Source organism: Chryseobacterium cucumeris (genome assembly GCF_016775705.1).
GTDB classification, from domain to species: domain Bacteria; phylum Bacteroidota; class Bacteroidia; order Flavobacteriales; family Weeksellaceae; genus Chryseobacterium; species Chryseobacterium cupriresistens.
In genome coordinates, this window is the sequence record NZ_CP068760.1 from 101987 (window position 1) to 115380 (window position 13394).

Genomic DNA, 13394 nt, shown 5'->3' on the forward strand with positions numbered 1-13394 from the left:
GGATACATTTCCCTTTTCGTAAGTTTTCATCTTTGTACCATCATTTAAACAAAAAAATATTTAAAAATGGAAACAAAAAAAGTATGGTTCGTGACAGGAGCTTCAAAAGGCTTAGGGTTCGAGTTGGTGAAAAAATTACTTTCAGAAGGATTTCAGGTTGCTGCAACAAGCCGTACCGTTGAATCCCTGATCTCCAACATTGGAGAAAGTTCAGAAAACTTCCTTCCGCTCAGCGTAAACATCACAGACAATAATGATATCAAATCTGCTATTGAAAAAACAGTAAACCATTTCGGACAAATTGATGTAGTGGTCAACAATGCAGGTTACGGCCAGATCGGAACGCTTGAAGAACTTACTGATGAGGAAGCAAGAGAAAATTATGCAGTGAATGTTTTCGGAACTTTAAATGTGATCCGAAACGCCATGCCTTATCTGCGTAAACAAAGGTCAGGAAACATTTTCAATATTTCTTCTGTCGGAGGATATTCTGCTAATTTTCCAGGCTGGGGAATCTACTGTTCTACAAAATTTGCGGTTGCCGGATTTACGGAAGCGCTGGCTGAAGAGGTAAAAGATTTCGGAGTTCATGCTACCGTGGTTTACCCGGGATATTTCCGTACCGATTTTCTAACTAAGGATTCTGTGAAAACGCCCGCCAATCCTATCCAGGCTTATGAAGCAGCGAGAAATTCGGAACAGGCTCACCTTAATGAAATCAATGGAAATCAGCCTAACGATCCTGAAAAAGCAGCGGATGTCCTGATTCAGATCAGTAAAGAGAAAAATCCTCCAGTACATTTATTATTGGGTGTAGGAACGATGGAATTTCTGAATAACAAAATTGATATTTTAAAGAAAGATGCTGAGAAATGGGAAAGCCTGACTGTTTCTACTGCAATTTAATATAATCATGTCCTTCGACTCCGCTCAGGGTGACATTTCTAATACTGAATGTTTTAATTTATATTCCTGAATTCGATATAAAACTTTAGAGAGATCAGTCTTAGCGGAGCCGAAGACTTTTTGGATCAATGTGTTATCATTTTGAAAAAACAACTAACTTCGTTATATGAAACAACCTGTTCGTTTTAATTCTATATCCGATTTTCATGCTTTCTGCGGACTTCCGAGTCCTGAGCATCCGCTGATCAGCCTGATCGATTACAGCAAGGTCCGCTATGTTGTAGAAAATGAAGAATTGAGATGGATCCAGAATTTTTATTCCATTGGTTTGAAAAAAAATGTTACTCCAAAGTTCAATTACGGGCAGCAGCAATACGACTTTAACTCCGGAGTGCTCTGTTTCGTTTCCCCGCAACAGTATTTAAGCCTGGAAATCAATCCGGATATAGAAGCAGAACCTACAGGATATTTATTGCTTATTCATCCTGATTTTCTGTGGAATACTTCATTAACCCGGAAAATAAAGTCTTACGATTTCTTTAGTTATAAGGTGAAAGAAGCACTTTTCCTTTCTGATAAGGAAGAGAAAATCCTTGTTGATCTATTTAAAAATATCGAGCGGGAATATATGGCCAATATCGATAAATTCACGCAGGATCTGATTATTGCCCAGATTGAATTGTTACTGATTTATTCAGACCGCTTTTATGAAAGGCAGTTTTTCACCAGAAAAAAATCAAGCCACGAATTGTTATATAAATTTGAAGACATTCTTTCTCAATATTTTGAAAACGGAAACCTCCTTGAAAACGGAATTCCCACAGTGAAATGTATTGCCGAGCAGATGAATATTTCACCTAATTACCTTGGAACGCTCTTACGTCTTCACACCCGGCAAAATACACAGCAGCATATTCAGAATAAATTAATTGATGCGGCAAAAGAACGTTTAAGCACCACCAATTTGTCTGTCAGTGAAATTGCTTATGAGCTGGGCTTTGAGCATCCGCAGTCTTTCAGCAAACTTTTTAAGCAAAAAACAAATCAGTCACCAGGAGAATTCAGAAAGCTTTTCAATTAGCAGCGCTTTGAAATGATCATTATAAAATAGCAATGTTAATTTCATTCTATTTCACTCTAAAGAAGTTTATTATTTTTGATTAAATACTTCTTTGATATGAAATCATTTCTACTATTGATCTTTATTTTTATATTTTGTCTACATCACGGGCAAAACAACAATATTGTCAATCCTGAAAAAATTGAAAATCCGGTTCAGAAAAAAAATAGTGGAAAGATTGTTTTCCTTTCACAAAATACGCCGCTGGACAACCTGAAAGATTCAGATATTCTCACTTCTACTGTATTTCAGGAAAACGGAGATCTTGGTATTCATGCTTTTTTTGATAACTCGCTGATCAATTATCTTCATCAGCTTGAACCCGGCTGGACTATGGATGAATTGTTGAAAAAAGGAAATTATCAGTTCTCATTTTATGTAGACGGAAAACTTATTTATCAGGAAAATATCAATACAGGAGCGGGAACTTCCGACCATAAAAAATTCAAAACCAGCTTACGAATTCCTCTTCTCAGCAGCAAAAATGAAGATTCCTGGGGAAGGTATTTATGGATGCGTTTTTATATGGCTCACGACGGAATTGATGCACTTTCAGCAGGCAATCATGTTCTAAAAATTGAAATCCGCCCTTACCTTACCACTTACACGATCATAACGGGATCAGTCATTGCAGAAGGACAAATCAATCTCACTGTTCCTGCTCAAAACACTACAGAGCAGCAAATCGCCATTCAACCTATTCAGTCCAATAGCGGTTGGAATATTTCACAGGAAAGAATCAATACGGAAAGCATCAGAACTCTGAATAAGAAAATTGCAGAAAACAGGTTCAAAAATATCACCGGAATAGCTGTTATAAAGGAAGGAAAATTACTTATTGAAGAATATTTTAACGGATCCGGAAGAGATTCATTACAGGATACGCGCTCTGTTGGGAAATCTTTTTCTTCTGCTTTAACGGGAATTGCAATCCAGGATGGATATTTAAAAAGTGAAAATCAAACTCTGAAAGAATTTTATGATCTTAAACTTTTTAAAAATTATTCTTCTCAAAAAGAAAATATTACTATAAAAAGCTTACTGACAATGAGTTCAGGATTTGACGGAAATGATGAAAATTCTGAATCTCCGGGAAATGAAGAAAATATGTACCCGACAGAAAACTGGGTAAAGTTTACGCTGGATCTGCCTTTGACAGGGAATAAAACCGGTAAAAACTGGAGTTACTTTACGGCAGGTGTTGTATTATCCGGAGATATTTTGGATAAAACAGTTCCAAAAGGTTTAAAAAATTATGCAGATAAAACATTATTCCAGCCACTCGGAATCACCCGCTATAAATGGCAGTTTACACCACAGCAGAAGCCTTCTTTGGCGGGAGGACTCCGTATGAGACTACTGGATCTTGCAAAATTCGGACAGTTGTATAAAAATAATGGCGACTGGAATGGAAAAACGATATTGAGTAAGGAATGGATTAAAAAATCCTTCACCAATTATTTTCCTGATCATCCTGATTTCGAAGGATATGGCTATCTGTTCTGGCGAAAGATTTACAAGGTGGGAAACAAAAGTTATGAAGCTTTCCACTCCAGTGGAAATGGAGGAAATAAGATTATTATTTTCACTCAGATACCAGTTGTCATAGTAATTACAGCGCAAGCCTACAACAAGCCCTACGCACACCAGCAATCTGAAAAAATAGTACAGGATTATCTTTTACCCGCCTTAAAAATGAGTAATGAATAATCAGTAATGAGTAAGTAATGTAGAAAAGTGAGAATGAATTGCTTATTGCTAAACTATTCGTCTTTTTTTGAAGGAACCAGAAAAACATCAATAAGACCTTCAGGAAGTTCCATTTTGATGATTCTTTCTTCTCTGTCTACCTCAAGAATCCAGTCTTTGATCATTGGAATAACCACTTCTTTTCCATCCAGATTGGTAATGAAATACACCTGTGCTGTCTGATCGTTCACAGATCTGATCACGCCACAGTTGTTATCATTCTGATCAAGAATTTCAAATCCGATGATTTCGTGGTAATAGAATTGTTTTCCTGAAAGTTTAGGCAGTGAAGCAAGCGGAAGGTAAACACTTTTACCCAGCACCTGATCTACCATAGCTTCAGAAGAGTTTTTGAATGCAAGATTCAGAGCATCCAGTTTGCTCCATGATGATTTTTCAATAAAAAATGGAACCAATAATCCGTTGATTTCAACGAATATTGATTCCAATTTATTGTAAAGCTCGGGTTGATCGGTATCCAATTTAAGGATCACGTTACCCGCAAGTCCATGTCTGCGTGTGATTTTTCCTAAAAAATAGCAATCTTCTTTACGCATAACAGGTTTTGTTCTTAAGCTTCAGTGTTTTCTTCAGTTTCAGCAGCAGGAGCTTCTCCTTCTGTAGCTTCAGCAACAACTTCTTCAGCAGGTGCATTAGCAGCTTCTTCAGCAGCTTTAGCATCAGCTTCAGCTTGTGCAGCAGCAGCAACTCTAGCTTCGTTTACTTTTACTTCAGCTTCTAAAGCAGCTTTCTTAGCATCAGCTTTAGCAGTAGCTAAACCTTCTACTTTACCTTGTACTTTAGCATCTTTAGCTTCTACCCAAGCATTGAATCTTTTTTCAGCTTCAGCTTCGTCAAAAGCACCTTTAGCTACACCACCTTGTAAGTGTTTTTTGTAAAGAGCACCTTTGTAAGATAAAATAGCTCTAGCAGTATCAGTAGGCTGAGCACCGTTGTTTAACCACTTTACAGCAGAATCAACGTTCAATTCGATAGTTGCCGGGTTAGTAATTGGGTTGTAAGTACCTAGTTTTTCGATGAATCTACCATCTCTTCTAGCTCTAGAATCTGCAACCACGATGTGGAAAAAAGGTTTTCCTTTTTTACCGTGTCTTTGTAATCTGATTTTTACTGACATAATGTTTGAATTTTACGGGAACTCGTCCCAGTTAAATATTTAAGAGTGCAAAGATAGTAAAAAAGTTTGAAGTAAAGAGCTCTGAGTAAAAAGTTTTATAAAATTCATTATTTTTTAACTAATCAGTGCAAAAGAGAATACTGTTGAAATAATCACAGAAATTAAAACTGCCATAAAAACAACAAAATTATCTCTTGTTTTTCCTGTAATCCCATAGATCACCAAATAGTTGATGATATACGCAGGCACCAGTAGAAAAAATGAAAACTGCCCGGTAGATGTAAGCACAGCCTTAAAAAAAAGACTCCCGGTTACAGAAGCTATGATAAGCCCTAAAAGACTTTTAAAAATGATTTTCTCATCTATCTTATCATTTTCTTTGACTTTTGAAAACTGATCAAATTTATTCAGAATAAAAATCTTTAAATCGCTGCTGCTAATCATTTCTGAAGAAATATTTTCAAGGATAACATCTATATTTTCTCCCTTTTGTACCCTTTTGTGTACTTCAAATGAGATTCTCCCTTTTTCTTTGACTAAAACTTTCCTGTATTCTGCTGTTTTTACAAATTCATCATAATTGAATTGCTGACTGATGGCTTCCCGCAGTTCATCATTGACTTTACCAGTATGATCAGTCATATGAAGATAGGCAACATGAAGATCTTCTTCATTATAATTTCTGTAAATATTCTTCATCTACACCGTTCCCATATAGAAAAGTCCAAGGCACTTCTGGTTTTCCTCAATGGTCAGAGAGTCTTTCAGCTCGTCCACGATTTTAGGAGAACTCCAGTAACACCCGATATTATTTGCTGTACAGCTAAGATACATATTCTGAACCGCCATTGAAGTCGCTGCTATTTCTTCCCATTCAGGAACCATTCCGCTGAAGTTGACAACAATAGAAACCACAACATTGGCTTTATTGATTTTAAAACCGATATCGTTGTATTTTTTTTCTAAAAAAAGTTGTTCTGGAGTAACGGTCTTATAGATAGCCTGCATTTCTGCTGCCAGCTGTGCTTTTTCTTCTCCTTTGAATATTTTGAAACGCCAAGGCTTAGTACGTTTGTGATTGGGAGCAAACGTGGCAGAATTTACAATCTCTTCCAAAACTTCCTGAGATATTTCTGTGTCTGTATAATCTTTCGGGAAAATACTTCTTCTCTCCTCTATAATTTCTTTTAAAATGGTTGCTTTACTCATACCTGCAAATTTACAACATGAAATTCAATCTTCATTTTAAAATGTTAAGGATGTATAGCCAGTTTACGATTTTTATACGCCTGATAATTGCTTATGATAAATGTTGCTGCAATGATTAAAACAATCAGAATACTCAGCCATTTTTCATAGACTTCCCCTTTTGCCGGGTTCAGCATAAATAACACAATAAAACTTATGGAATATACTACCCCGGCAATGATCCATCTGTTATCGGGATCAGGATATTCCTTCACGGTACTTGCTTTATTGTAATTAAAAACAGGAAGCAGTTTATGTTGATCCCAAATGACCAATATCAGTACGGCAATCATCATTAAGGAGGTGATTATCCAGGTCCCCGAAAAGGAAAGGCTGAGGGTAATAACCCAGATATTACTCAAGATAGCCAGAAACATCAATGCTCCCAATGTTGCAAAGCGCTGTGTCATCAGTAAAATTCCGGCTGCCACCTGTGCCAGTCCTAAAAAATTCCAATACAATCCGGATTGATATAAAGCTTCAAAAAAGTATCCGATTGGGTTATCAGCTGAAATTCTGGTAAACCTCTCTCCCATAAGCTTTATTAAACCTGATGGAAAAAAAGCAGAGCCTACGAGATAACGAAGGTGAATAATGATCCACTGATTAATTCTGCCTGTTCTTAATTGTTCAAATTTCATAGTATAGTATTTTGCATAGCAAGGTACTAAATAAAAATAAAACTTCAAATATAAATTTGAAGTTAATCTTATTAAGATGAATAACTATATGATACTGCAGAATCTTATTTACAATACCTCTACAATCTTCTGATGGATTTTATTCAGGGTAAACTCGTCTCCGGGTCTCATTCCCATCATTTTTTTAGCCATGGGGCTTTCCGGAGAAATAGCGTAGAATCTGTCGCCCTCAAAAAAGAACTCTCCCAGCGACACGGAAATGTAGAACCTGGCTTTATTGGTAATCACCAGTGAACCGAGCTGTACCCTTTCTGTAGCTGTATTTAGAACCTTTGCCATATTCCTCCTAAGATCATTCAATGCGCCAAGTTGCCGCTGCATCTGATAAATTTCCTCCTGCATTTCTTCTCTCATGCTGTCATATTTCGGAGTTTTTTTGATGTCACGGCTGGCTTCCATGGTAAATTCGATAAAGTTTTTCAATTTTTCAATTTTCTCTGCGATGGTGGTCTTCACAAAGTCTCTGATATCACTTTTTTCAAATACAATCTTCTCCATACAATCTATTCTTTATATAAAGATAATATTTTTAGAATAATATTTCAATGACTTAACATAAAATAACGCTTCCTCAATCAACATGATGGGTAAAAAGAATTTAATAAAAAAGCCCTGTACATTGTACAAGGCTTCCTATTATTTTTCAGCAAGTCTCTTCAGATCTCCCAGTCCCTGACTAAACATTTTATCCATATTACTGTCCATCATAGGCTTCATAATTTTCATCATGGTATTCAGCTCATTATCTATCATCCAGGTCACTTTTGTACCGCTGCCCTCAGGAGTCAGTATGATATTACTTTTAGCAGTTCCCTCAAAAGGCTGTATGAAATGAAGCTGGGTTCCCAGTTTTTCATTCGGGATAATTTCTGTGATAGACTGTTCTCCTTCACTGCCGTCACCCTTCCAGTGATAAGAGCTGCCAGGCTGGTTACCCGCACCTGAATAAGTGACAGAAAAGTTTTTGATTTCTTTAGAAAAAGGATCCCAGGTATTGTATGCTTGTAAAGAGCTGGTATGCTGCCATACTTTTTCCTTTGGAACATTAATGACAATTGATTTTTCATAGTGATAATCTTTACTGAAAGCCAGCATGGCAATGACAGCATAGATAAGAATCAGTACGATGATAATACCGATAATTTTTAAGAGTGTTTTCATAGTCTGTATATTTAAGGTTACTTATTTAATGATGACTTTTTAATCTGTTCTCAAAATTAAATATTCCCACATCACTCCTTCTTTCCATATGACAAGATTAATTAAAGATAAGGTATTTTTGTCATACCACACCAGTAAGGCATTATTTTTGAGTGTTTCAGCTGTGATTCCCGATGAATCATTAAATTTACCTTATCTAAAAAAGATCAAAAAAATGAATATTTTAACAGAAAAATTTAACACTCCATATCATTCGGCTCCGTTCAACAGTATTAAAAATGCAGATTACCTGCCTGCATTCAAAGATTTAATTCAAAAATCTGAAGCGGAAATTGATGCTATTGTCAACAATTCTGATGCTCCCACATTCGAAAATGTTATTGAAGCTTTGGCCTATTCGGGAGAACAGCTGGATGTGGTTTCTAATATTTTTTTCAACTTAAATTCGGCAGAGACCAGCGATGAGATCCAGCAGATTGCCCAGGAGGTTTCTCCGATTTTAACGGAATATTCTTCAAAAATTTCTCAAAACGAGGCCCTTTTCAACAAAATCAAGAAAGTATATGATGAAAAGGGAAAATATAATCTCAACGAGGAACAGGAAATGCTTTTGAATGAGACCTACAAAGGTTTTGTAAGAAGCGGAGCTTTACTGAATGAGGAAGACAAAGAAAAATTAAAGAAAATCAGCATGGATCTTTCTGTAAAATCTTTACAGTTCGGACAAAATGTTCTGGCTTCCACCAATGCTTATTTTAAACATATCACCAATAAGGAAGATCTAGCAGGAATTCCTGAGGCGATCATTGATCAATATGCGGAAGAAGCGAAAGAAAGGAATCTTGAAGGCTGGGTAGTCACTTTACAGTATCCAAGCTATATTCCATTCATGACCTATGCTGAAAACCGTGAACTGAGAAAGGAACTGGCTTTAGCCAATGGTAAAAAGTCTTTCGATGGTGGTGAATTTGACAATCAGAATTTGATTAAAGAACTTCTGAATTTAAAACAACAAAAAGCTGAACTTTTAGGATATAAAAACTATGCTGATTTCGTTCTTGAAGAAAGAATGGCCAAGTCTCCGGTGAAAGTTTTCGATTTTTTAAATGAACTTCTTACCAAAGCAAAACCTTATGCCGATAAAGAAATTGAAGAATTAAAATCTTTAGCAAAAGCTGACGGAATTGAGGAAATGCAAGGTTACGACCATGCATTCTATGCTGAAAAACTTCGTAAGGCGAAATTCGACCTTAATGATGAAGAATTAAAACCTTATTTTCCATTACACCAGGTGCAGGATGCTGTATTCGGACTGGCTGGAGAACTTTTCGGACTGACTTTTGAGGAAAGAAACGATATTCCGAAATATCATGAAGATGTAAAGGTATATGAAGTAAAAGAGAACGGAAATTACAAATCATTACTATACGTTGATTATTTTCCAAGAAAAGGAAAAAGGGCCGGTGCATGGATGACCAGCTACAAAAACCAGTATAAGCGAAACGGCGAAAATTCCCGTCCGCATATTTCAATTGTCTGCAACTTCAGCAAACCGACAAAAGATACGCCTAGCTTATTGACCTTCCAGGAAGTGACGACTCTATTCCACGAGTTCGGGCATGCTCTTCACGGGATGATGGCAGATACTCAATATCCTACTCTTTCCGGGACTTCTGTAAAATGGGACTTTGTGGAACTTCCATCACAGTTTCTGGAAAACTTCTGCTATGAGCCTGAGTTCCTGAAAACTTTTGCAAAACACTATAAAACAGGAGAAGTTCTTCCTGACGAAAAAATTGAAAAAATCGAGCAGTCCAAAAATTTCATGGAAGGTTACCAGACTTTAAGACAACTAGGTTTCGGACTTCTGGACATGAATTATCATACTAAAGTGGCAGAACTGGAACATGAAAGTGTAAAAGAGTTTGAAGATAAATATACCAAAGCAACCACTCTTTATCCTTCGAATTCTGAAACAGCGATGAGCCCAAGCTTCTCTCACATTTTCCAGGGAGGATATTCAGCAGGATATTATTCTTACAAATGGGCGGAAGTTCTGGATGCTGATGCTTTCCAGTATTTCAAAGAAAACGGAATTTTCAATCCTGAGATTGCAGCCAAATATAAAGTCTTGCTTTCTTCGGGCGGAACAAAAGACCCAATGGAGCTTTACAAAAGTTTCAGGGGCAGTGAGCCGAAAGTGGAAAGCCTGTTGAAAAGAGCATTTGGATAGGATATATCTTGAAAATCATGACAGAAGAAATCAACAAGTTAGAGGCTGTTTTTAATCAATCTTTAAAAACAGTTTTTGAACGTATAACTCCTAAAAAGATTGATGAAATTCTTGACAAAAGAGATTCAACAAAGTTTTCTGATGAATGGATGAAGGCCTATCAGGAAATTGAAGAAAAATCTTTTGATGAAGAAACCGAAGACAAAATAAGTGATATCCGGAAGGAAATTTTTATTTCCACCTTCAGAACCACCGGCTCTTCAGATCTTCCGGCTTATATTTCCGATGATTTTGGTTTGATCTGCTCTTACTACGTTCATCAGGTTGAAAACAGCTGGGTAACCAATCTGCTTTTCACTTATCTTCATCATCAGATTCCAGATGGTGAACTGCTGAAAACAGAAAAAACAATAAAAGAACTGATTCAATAGATCAGAAAACACAAAAAAAGAACAGCGTTTGCTGTTCTTTTTTGTTTTAAATTAGCCGCTCGAAAACCTCAAATAATTCCTGATCCATGACCATTCAAGAACAAATCCACGACTATATCAACAGCCAGCCTGAAAAGAAACGTAATGATATGCTCGGGCTCCACCGCATCATTCTGGAGCTTATGCCGGATGGCCAGCTGTGGTTTCTGAATGGTAAAGACAATGACAATAAAACAGTTTCCAATCCTAATATCGGGTATGGATTTTATACATTACAATATGCTGACGGAAAAACCAGAGATTTTTACCAGATTGGGATGAGTGCCAATACCACAGGGATTTCCATTTATATTATGAATATCAGTGACAAAACTTACCTTTCAAAAACATACGGAGAAAAGATAGGTAAAGCTGGTGTAACAGGATATTGTATTAAGTTTAAAGCTTTAAAAGATATTAATATTGAAATACTGAAAGCTGCCATACTGGATGGACTCAAAGAATAACTTTTTTATTTCTGTAAAAAAATACCATATCTTTTCCAGGAAAGCTAAATTTGTACAGGAAACGAATAGTATCCATTTTGTAATTTTAAATAATGAGCACGTTAAAACAAAGATTAGAAAACGTAAAAAAACTTCAGGCCAAAAGATGGGAAAACGAAGATCACTGGGATACTTTAAACGATCTGCTGATCAGAGAACTGGATGAAATTTTACTGGTTGAGCCTGAAAACACTCCGGCTTTAATTAATATGGGTGCTGTTTATTCCGATATGGGAGAAAATGAAAAAGCACTGGAATATTTAAATACAGCATTAAATTTAGGTTCTGAAGACAAAAATCTGTTTGTCAATCTTTCCATTGTGCTTGTTTATATGGGAAAACATCAGGAAGAGTATCTTGAATATCTTGAAGAAGCTGAGGACAAAACTGAAGATCCTCTTACTTTTAAAGCACATTTTGATCCGCAATCCCTTTAAAAAATCATTTAAATTAAAACTTACAATCATGTTACTGGCCATATTATTACCCTTTTTATCTTTTATCGTCCGTGGAAAAGTTTTCACCGGAATCATCTGTCTGATTTTACAAATTACCCTTATCGGATGGCTTCCTGCGGCAATCTGGGCAGTTCTTTCTTTAAACAATGAAAGAGCTGACAAAAGAAATGACAGATTGATCAAAGCGATGCGGAAAATAAAAAATAAAACTGCTCAAACCCATTACAAGCACCTGTTTTAAAACCAATTAACAGATATCATCTATTATTTCTTAGTTTTTGATTTATAATTTTTATCAAAAAAAATTGCGAAACCGAAAAGTTGCACATATATTTACAACCATATGGTTTCATTTAAAAATCATCGTTTATGAGAAGAGATATTTTTCAGGCTATAGCAGATCCCACACGCCGGGCTATTATTGCACTGATTGCAGTACAGGCGATGACACCCAATGCCATCGCAGAGCATTTTGATACCACCAGACAGGCTGTTTCAAAACATCTGAAAATTCTGACGGAATGTGAATTGGTAACCCAGAATCACCAGGGAAGAGAAATTTATTACTTTTTAGAAATTGATAAAATGAAAGAAATAGATCATTGGCTGGAACAGTTCAGAAAGATTTGGGAAAGCCGTTTCGAGCAGCTTGATACCTTACTGGCAACATTGAAAAGCCAGCAGAAATAAAATTCAGCAATGTAAAACCTCATATTTTCATCATTTAAGCCAAAAAAACTATAAAAAATATTATTATGAAACATCATCTTCAGTTCGATTTTCTGGCAGACAAGGAAAAGAACACCCTTACGATCAGACGTGAATTTATGGCAAACCGGCAAATGGTTTGGGACTGTTACACAAAAAGTGAACTTCTTGACCGTTGGTTTGCTCCAAAACCGTTGACCACGAAAACAAAATCAATGGAATTCCGTGAAGGCGGACACTGGCATTATGCAATGGTAGAGCCTAATGGAACAGAATACTGGGGCTGGGTAAGCTACCACACGATAAACCCAATAGATTCTTATACATCAGGTGATGCTTTTTGTAATGAAAAAGGAGAAATCAACACCCATCTTCCTCAGGCAGAATGGACAGTAACTTTCACTGATAAAAATGAAAATACCCTTGTAGAAACAATTGTTCACTATCAGTCCTTAGCTGATCTGGAAACCATTATCGAAATGGGTATGGAACAGGGAATGATGGCAACTCTTGAAAAACTCGACGAATTATTATCATCATTAAATCAATAAAAATGAGCCACAAAATCACAGTTTCTGCAGCCATCAATGCAGATGCACAAAAAGTATGGAATTATTACACCCAACCGGAACATATCACCCGGTGGAACTTTGCTGATCCTTCCTGGCAGTGTCCTTCCGCTTCAAATGATATGAAAGTCGGAGGAAAATATGCAGCAAGAATGGAAGCAAAAGACGGAAGTTTCGGTTTCGACTTTGAAGCTGTTTATAATGAAATAAAAGATGGTGAAAACTTTACCTATACCATGCCGGACGGAAGACAGGTACATGTTGACTTTAAAGAAAACAATGGCCAAACCCATGTAGATGTAGCTTTTGATCCTGAAAACCAGAATCCTGAAGACATGCAGAAAGGAGGCTGGCAGGCAATTCTTGATAATTTCAAAAAATATACGGAATCAAATTAAAAATTTTCAATTGAGAGTTGATATAAAGC

At 36.4% G+C, this 13394-nt stretch carries 18 protein-coding genes; 11 read left to right on the forward strand and 7 right to left on the reverse strand.

All coding sequences use genetic code 11. From position 1 onward, the window contains the following. Window positions 1-66: 66 nt before the first annotated feature. From JNG87_RS00490 to JNG87_RS00500, 3 genes are all read left to right on the forward strand, one after another. On the forward strand, window positions 67-906 hold the full coding sequence (locus tag JNG87_RS00490) for an SDR family NAD(P)-dependent oxidoreductase (protein WP_202841077.1): 840 nt from the start codon (window positions 67-69) through the stop codon (window positions 904-906). Between the two features lie 166 nt (window positions 907-1072). After that, complete coding sequence (locus tag JNG87_RS00495; protein WP_202841079.1) at window positions 1073-1987, forward strand: helix-turn-helix domain-containing protein; 915 nt, start codon at window positions 1073-1075, stop codon at window positions 1985-1987. 96 nt (window positions 1988-2083) lie between these two features. Next, entirely contained in the window at window positions 2084-3736 is a 1653-nt protein-coding gene (locus tag JNG87_RS00500; protein WP_202841081.1) for a serine hydrolase domain-containing protein, read from the forward strand. A gap of 53 nt (window positions 3737-3789) precedes the next feature. On the opposite strand, the gene rimM is transcribed toward JNG87_RS00500, so the two are convergent. The 7 genes from rimM to JNG87_RS00535 all read right to left on the reverse strand — a co-directional run bounded on the left by rimM (window position 3790) and on the right by JNG87_RS00535 (window position 8023). Then, the gene (rimM, locus tag JNG87_RS00505; protein WP_110010066.1) at window positions 3790-4332 is read right to left on the reverse strand and encodes a ribosome maturation factor RimM; all 543 of its coding nucleotides are present in this window, start codon (window positions 4330-4332) and stop codon (window positions 3790-3792) included. 14 nt (window positions 4333-4346) lie between these two features. Then, window positions 4347-4913 (reverse strand): 30S ribosomal protein S16, encoded by a 567-nt coding sequence (locus JNG87_RS00510; RefSeq protein ID WP_062673921.1) that lies wholly within the window; start codon window positions 4911-4913, stop codon window positions 4347-4349. Between the two features lie 114 nt (window positions 4914-5027). Next, the gene (locus JNG87_RS00515) at window positions 5028-5612 is read right to left on the reverse strand and encodes a hypothetical protein (RefSeq protein WP_202841084.1); all 585 of its coding nucleotides are present in this window, start codon (window positions 5610-5612) and stop codon (window positions 5028-5030) included. Further along, the gene (locus JNG87_RS00520; protein WP_120232096.1) at window positions 5613-6122 is read right to left on the reverse strand and encodes a nitroreductase; all 510 of its coding nucleotides are present in this window, start codon (window positions 6120-6122) and stop codon (window positions 5613-5615) included. It abuts the gene before it with no gap. A gap of 44 nt (window positions 6123-6166) precedes the next feature. Further along, a complete protein-coding gene (locus JNG87_RS00525) occupies window positions 6167-6802 on the reverse strand; it encodes a DoxX family membrane protein (RefSeq protein WP_202841086.1) in 636 nt (211 codons plus the stop codon). Window positions 6803-6910: 108 nt separating this feature from the next. Beyond that, window positions 6911-7360 (reverse strand): hypothetical protein, encoded by a 450-nt coding sequence (locus tag JNG87_RS00530; protein WP_202841088.1) that lies wholly within the window; start codon window positions 7358-7360, stop codon window positions 6911-6913. A 138-nt stretch (window positions 7361-7498) separates the two neighbouring features. Further along, complete coding sequence (locus JNG87_RS00535) at window positions 7499-8023, reverse strand: SRPBCC family protein (RefSeq protein ID WP_202841090.1); 525 nt, start codon at window positions 8021-8023, stop codon at window positions 7499-7501. A 214-nt stretch (window positions 8024-8237) separates the two neighbouring features. Between JNG87_RS00535 and JNG87_RS00540 the strand changes: the two genes are divergently transcribed. The 8 genes from JNG87_RS00540 (at window position 8238) to JNG87_RS00575 (ending at window position 13365) form a co-directional block, all read left to right on the forward strand. Beyond that, complete coding sequence (locus JNG87_RS00540) at window positions 8238-10256, forward strand: M3 family metallopeptidase (RefSeq protein ID WP_202841092.1); 2019 nt, start codon at window positions 8238-8240, stop codon at window positions 10254-10256. A 17-nt stretch (window positions 10257-10273) separates the two neighbouring features. Beyond that, complete coding sequence (locus JNG87_RS00545) at window positions 10274-10687, forward strand: hypothetical protein (protein ID WP_202841094.1); 414 nt, start codon at window positions 10274-10276, stop codon at window positions 10685-10687. An 86-nt stretch (window positions 10688-10773) separates the two neighbouring features. Further along, window positions 10774-11193 (forward strand): DUF1801 domain-containing protein, encoded by a 420-nt coding sequence (locus JNG87_RS00550; RefSeq protein ID WP_202841096.1) that lies wholly within the window; start codon window positions 10774-10776, stop codon window positions 11191-11193. A 92-nt stretch (window positions 11194-11285) separates the two neighbouring features. Then, a complete protein-coding gene (locus JNG87_RS00555) occupies window positions 11286-11669 on the forward strand; it encodes a tetratricopeptide repeat protein (RefSeq protein WP_202841098.1) in 384 nt (127 codons plus the stop codon). Window positions 11670-11697: 28 nt separating this feature from the next. After that, a complete protein-coding gene (locus tag JNG87_RS00560; RefSeq protein WP_202841100.1) occupies window positions 11698-11931 on the forward strand; it encodes a YqaE/Pmp3 family membrane protein in 234 nt (77 codons plus the stop codon). 128 nt (window positions 11932-12059) lie between these two features. Beyond that, a complete protein-coding gene (locus JNG87_RS00565; protein ID WP_047378845.1) occupies window positions 12060-12380 on the forward strand; it encodes an ArsR/SmtB family transcription factor in 321 nt (106 codons plus the stop codon). 65 nt (window positions 12381-12445) lie between these two features. Beyond that, the gene (locus JNG87_RS00570; protein ID WP_202841102.1) at window positions 12446-12949 is read left to right on the forward strand and encodes an SRPBCC domain-containing protein; all 504 of its coding nucleotides are present in this window, start codon (window positions 12446-12448) and stop codon (window positions 12947-12949) included. A gap of 2 nt (window positions 12950-12951) precedes the next feature. Then, the gene (locus JNG87_RS00575; protein ID WP_202841104.1) at window positions 12952-13365 is read left to right on the forward strand and encodes an SRPBCC family protein; all 414 of its coding nucleotides are present in this window, start codon (window positions 12952-12954) and stop codon (window positions 13363-13365) included. The last annotated feature ends 29 nt before the right edge of the window (window positions 13366-13394 follow it).